Genomic DNA, 17,166 nt, shown 5'->3' on the forward strand with positions numbered 1-17,166 from the left:
AGCGTGATCCCGCGGCGGTCAGTTCCCGCCCTGGCCACCCCCGCCGGGCCCGCCGCCAGGACGGCCCGGCGTCGCCTCGACGGTGGCCTGCGGCAGCAGGACCTGCTGGCCGTCGTCGAGGCCGGACCGCACCTCGGTGAACTGGTCGCCCACCAGGCCGGGGACGAACTGCCGGGTCACCGCGGCGCCGTCGTCGCCGGGCACGTCGACGACCGAGCGGCCGCCCTCCTGCCGGACGGCGGTGTTCGGCACCCGCAGCACCCCGTTGCGTGCCTCGGTGCGCACGTCGGCCTGCGCGGTCTGGCCGTCGCGCAGCTGCGGGTCGGTGCGGTTCAGCACGACGGTCGCGTAGTAGCTCACGACGCCCGACAGCTGCGTCGCGGTCGGCGCGACGGCCACCACGGTCGCCGGCAGGCTCACCCCGGGCAGCGCGTCGACGGTGACGTCGACGGTCTGGTTCGGCGCGACCCGCGCGGCGTCGCTCTCCTCGAACGGGACGACCAGCTGATAGGTCTGCAGGTCGTTGAGGGTGAGGAACGGTGCCCCGCCCGCCGCGGACGCGCCGCCACCGGCGGCCCCCGCGCCGCCCGAGGCCGCCGACGCCGACCCGACGGCCTGCGGGATCCGGGCGTCGGTGCCGGGGGCGAGCGCGGTCGCGGCGCTCGCGGCGGGCACGACGTCACCGACCGCGCCGTTGATCGCGGACACGGTGCCGGCGACCGGGGCGCGCAGCAGGGTGTCGTCGAGGGCGCGCTGGGCATCGGCGAGGGTGTTGCGGGCGTCGGCGACCACGGCGTCCTGCACCGCGACGTCGGCCGGTGCGTCGTTGTTCGCCCCGGTGAGCTGCGAGCGGGCGTCGGACACCGCGCTCTCGGCGTTCGCGATCGAGACCCGGCCGGAGGCGGCGCCGGTGTCGCGGGTGCCCTCGGCCTGCGCCAGCGCCGTCTGCGAGGTGATGACCTGGCCCTTCGCCGTCGTCACGGCCTGCTCGTCGGTGGCGACGGCGGTGCAGGCCGGGTCGGTCGTCGCCGCGCCGAGGCCGGACCCGCCCGAGGTGCCGGACCCGCCGGACAGCCCGCCGAGCAGCCCGCCGCCGGACGGGTCGGCGGTGGGCTCCGGGGTCGCGGACGCGGTGCTGCCGCCGGAGCGCTTGCAGGCCCGCCGGTCGGTCTCCAGCTTCTCCTGGGCCGCGGCGAGCTGCTTGCGGTCGAAGGCGAGCTGGACCCTCGCCCGCTCGACGGCGGTGTCGTTCGCCGCGTTCTGCGCCCCGACCTGGTCGCGGGTCGCGGCCAGTACCGACTCGGCCGAGGCCAGCGACGCCTGCGCGGCCTCGACGGTGTTCGCGCCGGTCAGCTTGCCCAGCGACGCCTGCTGCTGGTCCAGCCCCGCCTGCGCGGCGGCGACCTGGGACCGGGCCTCGGCGTCGTCGAGCCGGGCGAGCGGCTGCCCGGCGGCGACGGTCTCGCCGACCTCCACGAGCAGCTCGGTGACCCGGCCGCCGTCGGTGAACCCGAGGTTCTGCTGGGTGATCGACACCAGCGACCCCGACGCCGACACCCCGGTGGAGACCACACCCCGGTCGACGACGGCCGTCGGCGGCGGCTGGTCCCCTCCGGTGCAGGCCGTGAGGCCGACGAGTCCGGCGAGCAGCAGGCTGCCCGCGAGCCGCAGTCGGGTCATGAAGTGCTCCTCGGTGCTGTCGCGGGCGCTGTCACTGGTGCCGCAGGGCGTCGATGGGCCGCATCCGCGCGGCCCGGTTGGCGGGGAAACCGCCCGCGAGCAGCCCGATCAGCAGGCTCACCCCGAAGGCGAGCACCACCGATCCGGCCGACACCGTCGGGGCGGGGAAGTCGGGTACGAGGCGGGGCAGGACGATCCCGGCCAGCACGGACACACCGACGCCGACCAGGATCCCGATGACCCCGCCGATGCCGGTGAGGACCATCGCCTCGATGAGGAACTGCTGCAGGATCGCGCGGCGGCGCGCGCCGATGGCCTTGCGGATACCGATCTCGCGGGTCCGCTCGGTCACCGTGACCAGCATGATGTTGGCGACGCCGATGCTCCCGACCAGCAGCGAGATGCCCGCGACCGCCGCGACGAAGATCGTCACGAAGCTCAGGACCTGCGAGGACTGGTCGAGCAGGCTCTGCAGCGCGGTGACGGTGTAGTCGCGGTCCTGCGGGTCGTCGATGCGGTGCCGGTCGTCGAGGACCGTCGTGACCTGCTCGACCGCCTGCGGCACCGCGTCGGTGGACACCGCGCGCACGGTGATCTGGTCGACGACGTCGCCGCCACCGGTCAGGTAGGCGCGTGCGGCGCCCAGCGGCATGACGGCGATGTCGTCCTGCTGGCCGTTGGCGGCGAGCACGCCGATCACCCGGAACGAGGTGCGGCCGATCCGCACCTCCGAGCCGAGCGCCTCGCCGGCGCGGCCGCCGAACAGCGTCGCCACCGGGTTGGGGCCGAGCACGACGACCTTCGCCCGGGTCGTGGCCTGGCGGTCGTCGAAGAACGACCCGACGACCAGCTCCCGGTTGGTGATGTCGAGGTAGTCGGCGTCGGCGCCGGTCACGCCGCTGCGGACGCTCCCGCCACCGGCCAGCTGCAGCTGCGCCGAGCCGGTCACCGTCGGGCTGACCGAGGCGACCGCGGGTGCGGAGGCCCGGTCCCGCAGGGCGCGGACGTCGGCGTCGGTGAGGTCGCGCGGCGTGCCGCCGCCGCTGATGCCACCGCGGTCCGGGGTGATCTGGATCTGGTTGGCGAGCGGGCCGAACGCGTCGGCGACGAAGCGCTGCAGACCGTTGCCGAAGGCGACCAGCACGATCACCGCGGCGACCCCGATGATGATCCCGAGCATCGTCAGCAGCGACCGCAGCGGCCCGGCCCGCAGGCCCCGTACCGCGATCCGCGCGGACTCCCAGATCGTCATCGGCGCTCGTCACCCACGATCCGGCCGTCGCGCAGGGTCACCACGCGCTTGGCGAACTCCGCGACCTCGGGCTCGTGGGTGATCAGCACGACGGTGCGGCCGCTCTCGTTCAGCTCCACGAACAGGTTCATGACGTCGGTGGTCGAGGCGGTGTCGAGGTTCCCCGTCGGCTCGTCGGCCAGGATCATCGAGGGGTCGGTGACCAGGGCACGGGCCACCGCGACGCGCTGCTGCTGGCCGCCGGAGAGCTCGTTGGGCCGGTGGTCGCCGCGGTCGCCGAGCCCGACCCGTTCCAGCGCGCGCCGCGCCCGGCCCCGGCGGTCGCGCCCGCCGGCGTAGACCAGCGGCAGCTCCACGTTGGCCAGCGCCGAGGTGCGCGGCAGCAGGTTGAACGACTGGAAGACGAAACCGATCTTCTGCAGCCGGACGTCGGCGAGCCGGTTGTCCGACATCCGGCCGACGTCGATGCCGTCGAGCCGGTAGGCGCCGGAGCTCGGCACGTCGAGGCAGCCGAGGATGTTCATCATCGTGGACTTGCCCGAGCCGGAGGGGCCCATGATCGCGACGAGGTCGCCGTCGTCGACGTGCAGGTCCACGGCGTCGAGTGCGCGCAGCTCGAGGGCTCCGGTCCGGTAGACCTTGGAGACCCCCTCCAGCTCGATCACGATTCCGGAGATTACGCACGGGGCGGTTCCGGGAAATCGTCGGGTCGCCGTCGGGAATGGTGCGCAGAAATATGGCGTCACCCGATCGGGTGGAAGGTTGCGCAGGGCCGTCACCTGCGGGTCGTCGATCAGTTAATGCGGATTCATTCCCATTCGACGGTCGAGAGCGGGGAGGTGTCCCCGAAACGGCGTCGCGAATTCGTGACCACCTCGTGACCGGTCCTGCCGCGGCTGCGGCCGGGCCCGTCCGGCTACGGTGCCGTGGACCGACGCCGGGAGGCCGCATGGGCGAGCGACGACACCTGCTGGAGGGGCTGGCCGGCCCGACCGTCGCGCTGGAGGCGGTGAACCGGGCGACCCACGAGTTCACCGGCAGGCAGGCCCGGCGGGCGGGGCTGCACCCGACCGACCTGTGGGCGTTGCGGCTGCTCGACGTGCACGGCTCGCTCGGGCCGACCGAGCTGGCCCGGCGGCTGGACCTGCGGCCGGCCTCGACCACCGCGCTGATCGACCGGCTCGAGGCGGCCGGCCACCTCGAGCGTGTCCCCGACCCGCACGACCGCCGCCGGGTCACCGTGCGCTCGCGGGAGGAGTCCTTCCGCGCGCGGCTCGCGCAGTGGGAGCCGGCCGTCCGGGCCCTCGACGACGTCGCCCGCCGCCTCTCCGCCGACGAGGGCGAGGTCGTCGAGCGCTACCTGCGCGCGGTCGTCGCCACGCTCGACGAGCTCGGCGCCGGGTAGTCCGGGAGCCGGAACGCGTCGACCGCGCCGGTCGGGGTGGCCCCGAGCAGCCCGGTCACCCGCTTCCCGACCGGGCTCGCGACGGCCCGGAACGCGGTGCGCAGCGTCCGGATCCCGGCCCGGGTCCGCGGGTTGGCCAGCGTCAGCGGCGGCAGCTTCTGCGCCTGCTCGGTCGCGGGCCTCAGCAGCTCCTCGTAGCGGTGCAGCGCACCCGCGGTGTCGCCGGGGCGGGCGGCCAGCTCCCCGGCCAGTACGTAGGCACCGATCAGGGCCAGGCTCGTGCCCCCGCCGCCCAGCGGCGACGGGCAGTACGCGGCGTCGCCGAGCAGTACCACCCGTCCCGAGCTCCAGCGCGGGGCCGTGACCTGCCCGACGGCGTCGAAGTACATCGGGGCCCCGCCCGGCCCGTCGCCGAGCTCCCGCATGATCCGCGGGGCGACCCAGCCCGCATCGGCGAAGGTCCGCCGCAGGACGGTGCGGACGTCGGCGTCGCCGAGGGTCTCCAGGCCGCGCACCCCGGACAGGAAGGTCAGCATGGCGCGGGTGGTGCCCAGGTTGTCCGGGCGCAGGTGCACCCCGCGCGAGCCGGTCTCGTGGAACCAGTTCCACCAGGCGTCGTCATCGGCGGTGCGGGGGATCGTCAGGTAGGCGCCGTACAGGCCGGTCTCGCGGACGGTGACGTCGGCGAACACCAGGTCGCGGGTTCGCGACCGCAGCCCCTCGGCGACCACGACGAGGTCGGAGGTGACCGTGGTGCCGTCGTCGAGGGCGACCCGGGCCGGGCCGTCGCCGGCGCCCCGGTCCTCGACGCCGGTGATCCGGGTGCCGAACCGGAACGCCGTGGACCCCGGCGCGGCCCCGATCAGCACCCGGGCCAGCTCGCCGCGCAGGATCTCCAGCTCGGCGGTCGGACCGTCGGCCGACCCGGTCGGGTCCATCGGGATCTCGGCGACCGGGCGCCCGTCGTCGCCGATCACGCGGAAGCCGACCTCGCGGGTGCCGGCGGCCCGCACGGCGTCCTCCAGGCCCATCCGGCGCAGGACCTCACGGGCGGTGCCACGGACGTCGATGTTGTGCCCCTCGTCGCGCTGCCGCGGCGCGCGCTCCAGGACGGTCGTCCGCCAGCCGTACGCGGCCAGGCGCAGGGCGAGCGCGGAGCCGGCGATGCCGGCGCCGGAGATGAGGGCGTGCCGGGAGGAGGCCATGGTAGTTAGATGACCGAACTATCCGGTCGGCTAAACCTGCGCGACGATCTCGTCGGCCACCCAGCGGGCGGCACCCTGCGGGAACGGGGCGGGCAGCCCCAGGACCACGTGCCCGAAGCCCGCGCCGACGGCGGCGGACACCCGCTCGCGGGCGTCCGCCGGGTCGTCGTAGGAGACGCCCAGGTGGATCGACCGGGTGATCTCCGCCGGGTCCCGGTCGATGTCGGCGCACAGCTCGTCGAGCAGCGCGCTGCGGGCGACGGCGTCGTCGAGGTCGCCGCCGGGGATGTTCCAGACGTCGGCGTGCCGGGCCGCGATCCGCAGCGTCGCCCTGGCCCGTCCGCCGATCACGATCGGCGGGTGGGCCTGCACCGGCTTCGGGCTGCCGAACGCGCCGGTGAGCCGCACCTGCTCGCCGTCGACGTCGAACGGCTCGGTCTCGGTCCACAGCCGCCGGATCACCGTGCAGGCCTCGTCGAGCGCGGTGACGGCGTCGGCGGTGGCGGCGAAGGGCAGGCCGTGCGCCTCGTACTCGCGGCGGGCGAGCGGGTGGTCCGGGCGGGACCCGACGCCGATGCCCAGGTCGAGCCGTCCGCCGGAGACGACGTCGACCGTCGTCGCGATCTTGGCCAGCACCGCGGGCGGGCGGAACCGGTTGCTGGTGACCAGCAGACCCAGACGCAGCCGTCGGGTCCGAGCGGCGAGCGCGGACAGGGTGGTCCAGCCGTCGAGGGCCGGTCCCAGCGGGTCGCCACCGATCGGCATGAGGTGGTCGAACAGCCAGGCGTGCTCGATGCCGGGCAGCTCGTCGGCCTCCAGCCAGACGCGCAGCAGGTCGTCGTAGGTGGTCTGCATCTGGGCGGTCATGATGCCGATGGACGCTCGGGACACGGGAACTCCTGTGCGGGGCGAGTGCGGACGATGAAACGGAACAGTGTTCCGGGTACGATACGGAACAGTGTTCCGGTCAGCAAGGGAGTGTGCGGTGGGAGTGCAGCGGGAACCGGTCCGGTCCGACGCCCGGCGCAGTCGTGCCGCCCTGCTCGAGGCCGCCGCGGCCGAGTTCGTGACCGCGGGCGTCGACGCGCCGGTCCGGGCGATCGCCGCCCGCGCGGGGGTCGGCGTGGGGACGGTCTACCGGCACTTTCCGACCCGGCCCGACCTGGTCGTCGCCGTCTACCGGCACCAGGTCGAGGGGTGTGCGGCGGCCGCACGGACCTGCCTGGACGCCGGTCCGACGCCGTTCGACGCCCTCACGGCCTGGGTCGGGGAGTTCGTCGACCTGCTCGTCACCAAGCACGGGCTGGTCGCGATGCTCGTCCACGACGACGGCCGCTCCGCCGCGCTGCACGAGCTGTTCCTGGAGCGCCTGCTGCCGGCGGGGGAGGAGATCGTCCGGGCGGCGCGGGAGGCCGGGCAGCTGCCGTCCGACGTCACCGCCTACGAGGTGCTGCGGGGGATCGGCAACCTGTGCTTCGGTGCCGAGGCCGACTCCGCCTACGACGCCCGCCGCGCCGTCGGCTTCTTCCTCGCGGGCCTCCGGGTTGCGTAACCGGAACAGCGTTCCTATATTTCCGGAGGAGGCTCCGTTTCGAGCTCTCCACTCCGTCTCCCGAAGGAGCGCACCATCGTGGACTCCACGATCTCCCTCACCGTCGACGGCCGTCGCCACGAGCTGACGGTCGACACCCGGACCACCGTCCTCGACGCGCTGCGTGACCGGCTCGGCGTGACCAGCGCCAAGAAGGGCTGCGACCACGGCCAGTGCGGTGCGTGCACCGTCCTGCTGGCCGCACCCGGCGAACAGGGGCCGGGCCGCCGCGTGCTGTCCTGCCTCTCGCTCGCCGTCGCCCACGACGACGCCGCGGTCACCACCGCCGACGGCCTCGGCGCCGGCGCGGACCTGCACCCGCTCGCCGAGGCCTTCGTCGCGCACGACGCCTACCAGTGCGGCTACTGCACCCCCGGCCAGATCTGCTCGGCCGTCGGGATGCTGGACGAGGCCCGCGCCGGGCACCCCAGCGCGGTCACCGCCGACCTGTCCGGCGACGGGCCGGCCGTGCTGGACCGCGCCGAGATCGCCGAGCGCCTGTCCGGGAACCTGTGCCGCTGCGCCGCCTACTCCGGAATCGTCGACGCCGTCGGTGCCGTGGGCACCGGGACGGGGGCGTCGCGGTGAAGCCGTTCGCCTACACCCGTCCCGGCGACGCCGCGGCTGCGGTCGCCGTCGTCTCCGCCGACCCGTCCGCCGCCTACCTGGCCGGCGGGACCAACCTCGTCGACCACCTCAAGCTGGGCCTGGTCGAGCCGGGCACGCTCGTCGACGTCACCGGCCTGCTGCCCACCGGGATCACCCCGACCGCCGACGGCGGCCTGTCCATCGGCGCGGGCGCCCGCAACACCGACGTCGCCGTGGACCCGCGGGTCCGGCGCGACTACCCGGCACTGTCCGCGGCGCTGCTCGCCGGGGCCTCGGGGCAGCTGCGCAACATGGCGACGACCGGCGGGAACCTGCTGCAGCGCACCCGCTGCTCCTACTTCGCCGACCTCACCGCGCCCTGTACCAAGCGTGACCCCGGGCAGGGCTGCTCCGCGCAGCACGGCTGGGCCCGCCACCACGCGATCCTCGGCGCACCCGAGGGCGGCTGCATCGCGACCCACCCGTCGGACATGGCGGTCGCGCTGGCCGCGTTCGACGCCCGCGTGCACGTCCTCGGCCCGGACGGGGAGCGCACCGTCGCCGCCACCGAGCTGCACCGGCTGCCCGGCGACGACCCGGGCCGCGACACCGTGCTGGAGCACGGGGAGCTGATCACCTCGGTCGAGCTGCCCGCGCTGCCGGTCGCCGCGCACTCCACCTACCGCAAGGTCCGCGACCGCGCCTCGTACGCGTTCGCACTGGTGTCGGTCGCCGCGGCCCTCGACGTCGCCGACGACGGCACCGTCCGCGACGTGCGGATCGCCCTCGGCGGGGTCGCGCACCGGCCGTGGCGGGCGCACCGCGCCGAGCAGGCGCTGCTCGGCGGGCCCGCCACCGACGAGGCGTTCCGCGCCGCCGCGGCGGCCGAGACCGCCGACGCCCGTGCCGTCGACACCGCCGTCGGCGGCAACGCCTTCAAGATCCCGCTGGTGGCCGGCACGGTCACCGCCACCCTGCGCGGCCTCGCCGCGCACCGGACGGAGGCCGCATGACCAGCACCGTCACCCCCGGCACCACGACCGACGGCGCCGCGGGCACCTCGCACACCCGGATCGAGGGCCCCGCCAAGGTCACCGGCAACGCCGTCTACGCCTACGAGCAGGACGCGGTCGACCCGCTGCACCTGCGCGGCGTCGGCGCCACGGTCGCCCGCGGTCGGGTCCGCGCCGTCGACACCACCGCCGCGGCCGCAGTGCCCGGGGTGGTCGCGGTGCTCACCCCGGACACCGCGCCCCGGATCGACGGCAGCGCCACCCCCGAACAGACGGTGCTGCAGTCCGGCGAGGTGCACCACCGCGGCCAGTACGTCGCCGCCGTGCTCGCCGAGACCGCCGAGGCGGCCCGGGAGGCGGCGGACCTGGTCGTCGTCACCTACGACGCCGAGCCGGCCACCACCGCGTTCGACCCGGCCTCGCCGGAGGCCTACACCCCCGAGGTCGTCGTCGCGTTCCCGCCGGACGCCACCACCGGCGACCCGGACGCCGCGTTCGCCGCGGCCCCGGTGCAGGTCGACGCCACCTACCGGACGCCGATCGAGTACCACCACCCGATGGAGCCGCACAGCACCGTCGCCCGCTGGGACGGCGACCACCTCACGCTGTTCGAGGCCTCGCAGGCGGTGTGGTCGGCCCGGCGCGAGCTCGCGCAGATGTTCGGTATCGGCGACGACGACGTCACCGTCGTCTCACCGCACGTCGGCGGCGGGTTCGGTACCAAGGGCACGCTGCACGGCGGGTCGGTGCTGGCCGTCGTCGCCGCCCGGGCGGTCCCCGGACGGTCGGTCAAGCTGGCGCTGACCCGCCGCGAGATGACCGACCTGACCGGCTACCGCCCGGCGACCGTGCAGCGGGTCCGGCTCGGTGCCGGGACCGACGGGCGGCTGCACTCCCTCGCCCACGACGTCGTCGAGTCCGGCGCGCGGATGGCCGAGTTCGGCGAGCCGACCGCAGTGATCAGCAGGCACCTCTACGCGTCGCCGCACCGGCGGACCTCGCACCGGGTCGTGCCGCTGGACCTGTCCACGCCGACGTACATGCGCGCACCCGGCGAGGCGCCCGGCAGCTTCGGCGCGGAGTCCGCGCTGGACGAGCTCGCCGTCGCGCTCGGGATCGACCCGGTCGAGCTGCGGATCCGCAACGAGCCCGACGTCGACCCCGACACCGGCAGGCCGTTCTCCAGTCGCAACCTCGTGGCCTGCCTGCAGCGCGGCGCCGAGCGGTTCGGCTGGGCCGACCGGGACCCGCGCCCGCGCACCCGGCTCGTCGACGGCTGGTGGCACGGCACCGGCGTGGCCGCCGCGTTCTTCCCGAGCTTCGCGATGCCCGGCTCCGCCGCCGCGATCCGGTACGCCGACGGCGGTGCCGGTGCGCCGGGCCGCTACCGGGTGGACATCGCCGCGGCCGACATCGGGCAGGGCGCCCGCACGGTGCTCACCCAGATCGCGGCCGAGGCGCTCGGGGTGCCGCCCGCGCAGGTCGACCTGAACCTCGGCGACACCGGGCTGCCGCACGCGACCATGGCCGGTGGGTCGGCGGGTACCGCGTCCTGGGCGACGGCGATCGTCGAGGCCGCCGACCGGTTCCGCGACAAGTGGGGCACCGACCCCGAGGACGCGGCGGAGGCCGACGGCGTCGCCGGGCACAACCCGGCGATGGCCGAGTACGCGATGGGTGCGCACGGGGCGCACTTCGTCGAGGTCGCGGTGCACGCCGACACCGGCGAGATCCGGGTGCCGCGGATGCTGGGGGTGTTCGCCGCGGGCCGCATCCTCAACCCGCTGACCGCGCGCTCGCAGTTCCTCGGCGGGATGGTGTGGGGGCTGTCGATGGCGCTGCACGAGGAGGGCGTCGTCGACCCGGCCCGCGGGCACGTCGTCAACCACGACCTCGCCGGCTACCACGTGGCGGCGAACGCCGACGTCGGCGACATCGACGCCGAGTGGGTCGACGAGGACGACCCGCACGTCAACCCGGTGGGCGCCAAGGGGATCGGGGAGATCGGGATCGTCGGGGTGGCCGCGGCCGTCGCGAACGCCGCCCACCACGCCACCGGCGTGCGGGTCCGGTCGCTGCCGATCACCCTGGAGCACTTCCTGGGGGCCTGAGCGCGAGCGCCAGGACCCGCTCGGCCCGCTCGGCGAGCCGCTGCGGGTCCTGGGCCGCCGTCGCCGCCCGGAGGGCCCGCGCGTCGAGGCCGTCGGGCACACCGAGGGTGTACCAGCGCTCCAGCAGGTCCACGGTCATCTCGGGGTGGAACTGCACGCCCACGCTGCGACCGGCCACGAACGCCTCGTGTCCGGCCCCGCCGGCGGCGAGCAGCTCCGCCCCGGGCGGTGCGACGAGCTGCTCGGCGTTCCAGCAGAACCACGGCCCGGCCGGGAGGCGGCCGTCGGCCGGGTCGACCGTGTGCCATCCGATCCGGGCGGTCGGCAGCGTCGTCCGGGAGCCGCCGAGCGCCTCGGCGAGGAGCTGGGCGCCGAAGCAGATCGCCAGCACCGGCACACCGGCGTCGTGCGCCCGGCGCAGGAACGCGACCTCACGGACCGCCCACCCCGCGATCCGCTCCCTCGGCCACGGCGCGCCGAGGGTGACCACCAGGCCGGCCCCCGTCGGGTCGGGGAACCCGGCGTCGACGTCCGGGGCGTCGTACCGGTCCGCGGGCACCACCGTCGTCCACTCCGGACGGATCCCGCGTCGTTCCAGGGCCGGTCCCAGCGCCCCGAGGCCGGCGACGTGGTCGTGGCCGATCACGATGGCGCGCACCGGCACATCCTGCCACCGCCCGGGTTTGTGCCGCGCGGTCGTGGGTAGTCCTCCGGCGGCCCGCGCCCGTGTGCGCACGGCGCCACCCCGGACTCCACCGCGTTCTCCGCGGCCGTCGGGTGGCCAGGGCTCCTCCGTGGTCGAACAGCCGGCCCCGCTTCCCGTATCACCTGCACGACCGACGGAGCCGTCGTTGATCCCGCACCACCCGAACTCCCCGGCCTCCCCGTTCACCGAGGGGCTGCGCCACCGCATGCGACTGGCGTGGCGGGCCGGCGCCGCAGCCGGCGCGGCCTGGTACCTCGCCACCCTCGTCCCCGGTGTGCTCGGCCAGTACCCCTACTACGCACCGCTCGGTGCCCTGCTCGTCTGCTACCCGACCGTCTTCGACTCGCTGCGCCAGAGCCTGCACGCCGTGCTCGCCACCGGGCTCGGTGTCGGTCTCGGCGCCGCCGCCCTGCACCTGGGCGGCGCGCAGTGGTGGGCGGTGGCCGCGGCTGTGCTGGCCGGGATCGCGGCGGGTGCCGTCCCCGTGCTGGCCACCGCCCGGGACCTGATCCCGACCGCGGCGTTGTTCACCATCCTCATCGGAGCCACCGACCCGTCCGGGTTCATGGCCGGCTACCTGGGGCAGACCCTGCTGGGGGTGGTCGTGGGGGTCGCGGTCACCCTGGTCCTGCCGCCCCCGCCGCAGAACGCCCGCGCGCACCGCGTGGTGGCGCGGCTGCGTGACGGCATCGCCGACCACCTGCAGGAGATGGCGGAGGTCCTGGCCGAGCAGTGGCCGCCGGAGCGCGAGGAGTGGACACGCCACCGCCACCACTTCGAGCCCCTGATCGACGCGACCCGGGAGGCGGTCCGTTCCGCCGACGCCGGGCGGCGGGCCAACCTGCGGGCTCGTGCCTACCGGGCGCGCGGCCAGCAGCTCTACGAGGCCGCGCAGACCCTGGAACAGCTCGCGGTGCTCGTCCGCGACATCAGCACGGTCCTGGCCCAGACGGCGTGGGCCGAGCGCACCGTGCTCGTCCTCGACCCCGCGCTGCGCACCCCGGTCGCGGAGGCGATGGGCGGCCTGGCCACCGCGATCCGGTCGGCGGAGCTCGCGCACCTGACCCGCGGCCCCGCACCCGCCGGGCTCGACGGGCACCGCCGCCACCTGGCCGCCGCCCGGGACGCGCTGGACCGGGTCACCGACCGGCTCGACTCCCAGCGCGCGGGCTGGGAGGACAGCCTCGCCGCGTCGGGGATCGTGCTGCACCTGCGGCGTTGCCTGGACCACCTGCACGCCGGACCGGCCGACCGCAGCCCGGATCTGCATCCGGCGGAACGGTGACGTGTGGGCGGCCGCCGACGGGGTACGTCAGGTCCATGTCGGCGCTCGTACCCGGGGCGTACGCCGGCCCAGGTCCTGTCGGTTGAGATCCTGCAGCCGGCGGGGCCGCCCCCAACACCACTCCGATCACCGCGCACGCACGACGAGCGCCGACGACCTGTCGGGGGGCGTCGTCGGAGTTCCGCGCCGACGACGCCGAGCAGGGGTCAGTCCGCCAGCGGGCGGAACCGGCGCAGCCGCAGGCTGTTGAGCACCACGCACACCGAGCTGAACGCCATCGCCGCCCCCGCGATCATCGGGTTGAGCAGTCCGAACGCGGCCAGCGGGATCGCGGCCGTGTTGTAGGCGAACGCCCAGAACAGGTTGCCCCGGATCGTGCCCAGAGTGCGCCGGGAGAGCCGGACGGCGTCGGCCGCGGCCCGCAGGTCACCCCTGACCAGGGTGATGTCCGACGCCTCGATCGCCACGTCGGTGCCGGTGCCCATGGCCAGGCCCAGGTCGGCCCGGGCGAGCGCGGCCGCGTCGTTCACCCCGTCGCCGACCATCGCGACGACCCGGTCCTGCTCCTGGAGCCGCTCCACCACGGCGAGCTTGTCCGCGGGCAGCACGTCGGCGATGACGCTGTCCGGGCCGGGCTCGATGCCGACCTCACGGGCCACGGTCTCGGCGACGGCCCGGTTGTCCCCGGTGAGCAGCACCGGGCGCAGCCCGAGCCTGCGGAACTCCGCGATCGCCTCGGCCGACGTCGGCTTCACGGTGTCGGCGACGACGAACACGGCACGGGCGGCCCCGTCCCACGCGACGGCGACCGTCGTACGGCCCCGCGCGGCCTCGTCCGCGGCGACCGCGGCGAGGTCGTCGGGCAGCGGGACCGACCACTGCTCCAGCAGCCGCGGACGGCCGACGAGCACGGCGTGGCCGTCGACGACGCCCTGCACGCCGAGGCCCTCGTGGTTGGCGAAGTCCGTGACGGCCGGCAGGTCACCGACCCGCTCGGTCGCCGCACCGGCGATCGCGGCGGCCACAGGGTGCTCCGAGGCGCTCTCGAGGGCCCCGGCGAGACGCAGCACGGTCGCCTCGTCGGTGCCGTCGGCGGTGTGCACGCCGGTCAGCGCCATGGTCCCGGTGGTGACGGTGCCGGTCTTGTCGAGCACGACGGTGTCGACCCGCCGGGTGGACTCCAGGATCTCCGGGCCCTTGATCAGGATGCCGGTCTGGGCGCCGCGCCCGGTGCCGACCAGCAGCGCGGTCGGCGTGGCCAGCCCGAGCGCGCAGGGGCAGGCGATGATCAGTACGGCGACGGCGGCGGTGAACGCCGTCGAGGCGAGGGCGCCGGTGAGGATCCAGACCAGCAGCGTCGCGGCGGCGATCACGGCGACGACGGGCACGAACACCGCGGAGATCCGGTCGGCCAGGCGCTGCACCTCGGCCTTGCCGTTCTGCGCCTCCTCGACCAGCCGCGCCATCTGGGCGAGCGCGGTGTCCGAGCCGACCCGGGTCGCGCGCACGACGAGCCGCCCGCCGGAGTTCACACACCCGCCGACGACGGTGTCGCCCGCCCGGACCTCGACCGGCACCGACTCACCGGTCAGCATCGAGACGTCGACCGCCGAGCGGCCGTCGACGACCTCGCCGTCGGTGGCGACCTTCTCCCCGGGGCGCACGACGAACTCCTCGCCCACGGCGAGGTCGTCGACGGCGACGCGCACCTCGGCGCCGTCGCGGAGCACCGTCACGTCCTTCGCGCCCATCTGCAGCAGCGCGCGCAGCGCGGCACCGGCCCGGCGCCGGGAGCGGAGCTCGACGTAGCGCCCGGCCAGCACGAACGTGACGACCGCGGCGACGACCTCCAGGTAGATGTTCCCGCTGCCGTCGGTGCGCGAGATCGTCAGCTCGAAGGGGTGCACCATGCCGGGCATCCCGGCGGTGCCGAGGAACAGCGCGTAGAGCGACCAGGCGAGCGCGGCCGTCGTCCCCATCGAGACGAGGGTGTCCATCGTGGCGGCGCCGTGGCGCAGGTTCGTCCAGGCGGCGCGGTGGAACGGCGCGCCCGCCCAGCCCCAGACCGGCAGCGTCAGCAGCAGCGACACCCACTGCCAGCCGACGAACTGCCACGCGGGCGTCATCGCGAGGACGACGACCGGCACCGACAGCACGGCGGCTCCGATGAGCCGGTTCCGCAGGTCGCGCAGGTCGCGCTCGGGATCCTCGTCGGCTCCGGCGCTCGGCGGGGTGGCGGTGTAGCCGGCGGCCTCGACGGTCCCGAGCAGGGTGTCGAGCCCGACGCCGCCCGGGGCGCTGATCCGCGCCTTCTCGGTGGCGTAGTTGACGGTGGCGGTGACGCCGTCGAGCTTGTTGAGCTTGCGCTCGATGCGGTTGGCGCAGGAGGCACAGGTCATGCCGCCGACGGCGAGCTCGATCTCGGTGACGGTGCTGCCCGCGCCGTTCTCGGCGACGGTCCCGGTCGCGGCTGCGCGGGGCAGGGCGGTGACGGGTCCGTGGGCCGGGGACGTGTCGCTCATGGTCGGTCCTCCGGGGGTGACCCGGCGCGGGTGGCGGTGGCGACCCGCGCCGGGTGGGTGGTCAGGGGGTGCTCAGACGAGCTGGTAACCCGCCTCGTGCACGGCGTCACGGACGGCGTCGGGGGAGATCTCGTCGTCGCTGGTGACGGTGACGGCGCCGGTCGGCAGGTCGACGGCCACGTCGGTGACGCCGGCGATCTCCCTGATCTCCTCGGTGACCGAGGCGACGCAGTGCTGGCAGGTCATGCCGGTGACGGTGTAGCTGGCGGTGCTCATCGTGCTCTCTCCCGTTCGGGGTTGGGGAACATCGGGTTCAGGACCGGACCAGCCGGGCGATCGCCGCGCTGGCCTCCCGGATCTTCTCCTCGGCGACGGGGCCACCCTCGGTGGCGGCGTCGGCGACGCAGTGCTTCAGGTGTTCGTCGAGCAGACCCAGCGCGACGGCCTCGAGGGCCTTGTTGACCGCGGCGACCTGGGTCAGCACGTCGATGCAGTACTTGTCGGACTCGATCATCCTGGTGATGCCGCGGACCTGGCCCTCGATCCGGCGCATCCGCTTGACGTGCGCGTCCTTGGTGTCGGCGTAGCCGGGCATCGCGTCCTCCTCGGGGTCCACCGTCACTATACCCCTAGGGGGTAACGGTATCCACCGTGGCGGTAGCGTGCGGGGTGTGACGGACCGGACCCGGCTGCTCGTGCTCGTGCTGCCGGTGCTGCTCGGGCTGCTGGGGATGCACGCGCTCGCGGCGCCGCCCGTGTCCTCCGATGTACACCACGCTCCCGCCGCCGCACCCGTCGTCACCCACGGGGGCACGCTCCACGACTCCCCGGGGCCGTCGCATCCCGGCCCGCACGGGGTCGCGCCCGCCGGGGAACCGGGGGCCGCGCATCCCGACCCGCACGGCGTGCCCCACGACGGGGCGTCGCACCTGCTGCACCTGTGCCTGGCCGTGCTCGCGGCCGGGGTCGTCCTGGCCGCGGCGGTGCTGCTGGCCGGGGTCGCGCCGCTGCCGTCGTCGCGGGGGCCGGCCGGTCCGGGGAGTCCGCGGACGGCACCGGCGGCCCGTCCGCCCCCGGTCCCGCGGCGGCTCGCGCTGCTCTGCGTGTCGCGGACGTGACCGGCCTCCGGCGCGGGAGAGCGCCGGAGCCGCCGAGCACCCACGACACGGGAGTACCGACACATGACACGCACGAACGTGGCGCTCGCCGCCACGGCACTGGCCGCCGCCCTCGTCCTGACCGGCTGCGCCGGCGGGGGAGCGTCCGCCCCGCCCGCGGCCTCGTCGAGCAGCGCCGACGTCGCCTTCGCCCAGGGCATGATCCCGCACCACGAGCAGGCGGTCGCGATGGCGCGGCTCGCCGACGGCCGCGCCGGAGCCCGGGTGCGCGACCTCGCCGCCCGGATCGAGGCGGCCCAGGGCCCGGAGATCGGCCGGCTCCAGGGGTTCCTGGCCGACTGGGGCGCCGCGCCCGCCGCGGACCACCACGGCGGTCACGGCGACATGGCCGGGATGGCCGGGATGATGTCCGACGAGCAGATGGCCGCTCTGGGGCGCGCGTCCGGCGCCGCCTTCGACCGGTCGTTCCTCCAGATGATGATCGCCCACCACGAGGGGGCGGTGACCATGGCCCGCGCCGAGCTCGACGCCGGGGTGGACCCGCGGGCGCGGGAGCTGGCGCAGCAGATCGTCGACGCCCAGCAGGCGGAGATCGCGGAGATGCGGACGCTGCTGGGCTGAGCGGAGATCGTCACGGCTGAGGGGTCCGGTGCCGGGAGCGGCACCGGACCCCTCGGACGCGGCGATCGT

Annotated in this window: 17 protein-coding genes; 8 read left to right on the forward strand and 9 right to left on the reverse strand. The window is 75.2% G+C overall.

Annotation, left to right across the window (positions count from 1 at the left end; genetic code table 11):
* Nucleotides 1-18 precede the first annotated feature (18 nt).
* From AC0GKK_RS22525 to AC0GKK_RS22535, 3 genes are read right to left on the reverse strand one after another with little or no spacing between them, the layout of a single operon-like run.
* Nucleotides 19-1,680 (reverse strand): HlyD family efflux transporter periplasmic adaptor subunit, encoded by a 1,662-nt coding sequence (locus AC0GKK_RS22525; RefSeq protein ID WP_357439494.1) that lies wholly within the window; start codon nt 1,678-1,680, stop codon nt 19-21.
* A gap of 31 nt (nt 1,681-1,711) precedes the next feature.
* Nucleotides 1,712-2,932, reverse strand: coding sequence for an ABC transporter permease (locus tag AC0GKK_RS22530; RefSeq protein WP_476652219.1), 1,221 nt, complete (start codon nt 2,930-2,932; stop codon nt 1,712-1,714).
* Entirely contained in the window at nt 2,929-3,597 is a 669-nt protein-coding gene (locus tag AC0GKK_RS22535; protein ID WP_073577370.1) for an ABC transporter ATP-binding protein, read from the reverse strand. The genes AC0GKK_RS22530 and AC0GKK_RS22535 overlap by 4 nt, the downstream gene beginning before the upstream one ends.
* Nucleotides 3,598-3,881: 284 nt before the next feature.
* Here AC0GKK_RS22535 and AC0GKK_RS22540 point away from each other — a divergent pair, with 284 nt between their 5' ends.
* Nucleotides 3,882-4,337 (forward strand): MarR family winged helix-turn-helix transcriptional regulator, encoded by a 456-nt coding sequence (locus AC0GKK_RS22540; RefSeq protein ID WP_073577371.1) that lies wholly within the window; start codon nt 3,882-3,884, stop codon nt 4,335-4,337.
* Here AC0GKK_RS22540 and AC0GKK_RS22545 read toward each other — a convergent pair.
* Nucleotides 4,289-5,542, reverse strand: a complete 1,254-nt coding sequence (locus AC0GKK_RS22545) for an FAD-dependent monooxygenase (RefSeq protein WP_489882471.1) — start codon at nt 5,540-5,542, stop codon at nt 4,289-4,291. The two genes, AC0GKK_RS22540 and AC0GKK_RS22545, sit on opposite strands and share 49 nt — an antisense overlap.
* 30 nt (nt 5,543-5,572) lie before the next feature.
* On the reverse strand, nt 5,573-6,397 hold the full coding sequence (locus AC0GKK_RS22550) for an LLM class flavin-dependent oxidoreductase (RefSeq protein WP_237453547.1): 825 nt from the start codon (nt 6,395-6,397) through the stop codon (nt 5,573-5,575).
* Between the two features lie 130 nt (nt 6,398-6,527).
* On the opposite strand from AC0GKK_RS22550, the gene AC0GKK_RS22555 reads away from it, so the two are divergent.
* The 4 genes from AC0GKK_RS22555 (at nt 6,528) to AC0GKK_RS22570 (ending at nt 10,845) form a co-directional block, all read left to right on the forward strand.
* On the forward strand, nt 6,528-7,094 hold the full coding sequence (locus AC0GKK_RS22555) for a TetR/AcrR family transcriptional regulator (protein ID WP_251786662.1): 567 nt from the start codon (nt 6,528-6,530) through the stop codon (nt 7,092-7,094).
* 78 nt (nt 7,095-7,172) lie between these two features.
* Complete coding sequence (locus tag AC0GKK_RS22560) at nt 7,173-7,721, forward strand: 2Fe-2S iron-sulfur cluster-binding protein (protein ID WP_346102879.1); 549 nt, start codon at nt 7,173-7,175, stop codon at nt 7,719-7,721.
* The gene (locus tag AC0GKK_RS22565) at nt 7,718-8,734 is read left to right on the forward strand and encodes an FAD binding domain-containing protein (protein WP_346102881.1); all 1,017 of its coding nucleotides are present in this window, start codon (nt 7,718-7,720) and stop codon (nt 8,732-8,734) included. The genes AC0GKK_RS22560 and AC0GKK_RS22565 overlap by 4 nt, the downstream gene beginning before the upstream one ends.
* Nucleotides 8,731-10,845 carry a xanthine dehydrogenase family protein molybdopterin-binding subunit gene (locus AC0GKK_RS22570; RefSeq protein ID WP_489882472.1) on the forward strand — a complete coding sequence of 705 codons (2,115 nt, stop codon included), beginning with the start codon at nt 8,731-8,733 and terminating at the stop codon, nt 10,843-10,845. The genes AC0GKK_RS22565 and AC0GKK_RS22570 overlap by 4 nt, the downstream gene beginning before the upstream one ends.
* On the opposite strand, the gene AC0GKK_RS22575 is transcribed toward AC0GKK_RS22570, so the two are convergent.
* The gene (locus tag AC0GKK_RS22575) at nt 10,817-11,503 is read right to left on the reverse strand and encodes a type 1 glutamine amidotransferase (RefSeq protein WP_489882473.1); all 687 of its coding nucleotides are present in this window, start codon (nt 11,501-11,503) and stop codon (nt 10,817-10,819) included. The genes AC0GKK_RS22570 and AC0GKK_RS22575 overlap by 29 nt on opposite strands.
* 193 nt (nt 11,504-11,696) lie before the next feature.
* Here AC0GKK_RS22575 and AC0GKK_RS22580 point away from each other — a divergent pair, with 193 nt between their 5' ends.
* Entirely contained in the window at nt 11,697-12,836 is a 1,140-nt protein-coding gene (locus tag AC0GKK_RS22580; RefSeq protein WP_405415851.1) for an FUSC family protein, read from the forward strand.
* 206 nt (nt 12,837-13,042) lie between these two features.
* Here AC0GKK_RS22580 and AC0GKK_RS22585 read toward each other — a convergent pair whose 3' ends face one another.
* From AC0GKK_RS22585 to AC0GKK_RS22595, 3 genes are all read right to left on the reverse strand, one after another.
* Nucleotides 13,043-15,235: a heavy metal translocating P-type ATPase gene (locus tag AC0GKK_RS22585; RefSeq protein WP_489884050.1), complete on the reverse strand. Its 2,193-nt coding sequence runs from the start codon at nt 15,233-15,235 to the stop codon at nt 13,043-13,045.
* Nucleotides 15,236-15,430: 195 nt separating this feature from the next.
* Nucleotides 15,431-15,634 (reverse strand): heavy-metal-associated domain-containing protein, encoded by a 204-nt coding sequence (locus AC0GKK_RS22590; protein ID WP_357439469.1) that lies wholly within the window; start codon nt 15,632-15,634, stop codon nt 15,431-15,433.
* Nucleotides 15,635-15,671: 37 nt separating this feature from the next.
* Nucleotides 15,672-15,953 carry a metal-sensitive transcriptional regulator gene (locus AC0GKK_RS22595; protein ID WP_226350647.1) on the reverse strand — a complete coding sequence of 94 codons (282 nt, stop codon included), beginning with the start codon at nt 15,951-15,953 and terminating at the stop codon, nt 15,672-15,674.
* Between the two features lie 76 nt (nt 15,954-16,029).
* On the opposite strand from AC0GKK_RS22595, the gene AC0GKK_RS22600 reads away from it, so the two are divergent.
* Together AC0GKK_RS22600 and AC0GKK_RS22605 are read left to right on the forward strand one after the other, a co-directional pair.
* Nucleotides 16,030-16,476: a DUF6153 family protein gene (locus tag AC0GKK_RS22600; protein WP_489882474.1), complete on the forward strand. Its 447-nt coding sequence runs from the start codon at nt 16,030-16,032 to the stop codon at nt 16,474-16,476.
* A gap of 63 nt (nt 16,477-16,539) precedes the next feature.
* Nucleotides 16,540-17,097: a DUF305 domain-containing protein gene (locus AC0GKK_RS22605; RefSeq protein WP_251786655.1), complete on the forward strand. Its 558-nt coding sequence runs from the start codon at nt 16,540-16,542 to the stop codon at nt 17,095-17,097.
* Nucleotides 17,098-17,166 lie beyond the last annotated feature (69 nt).

It is taken from the genome of Pseudonocardia sp. P-1 (assembly GCF_058111925.1).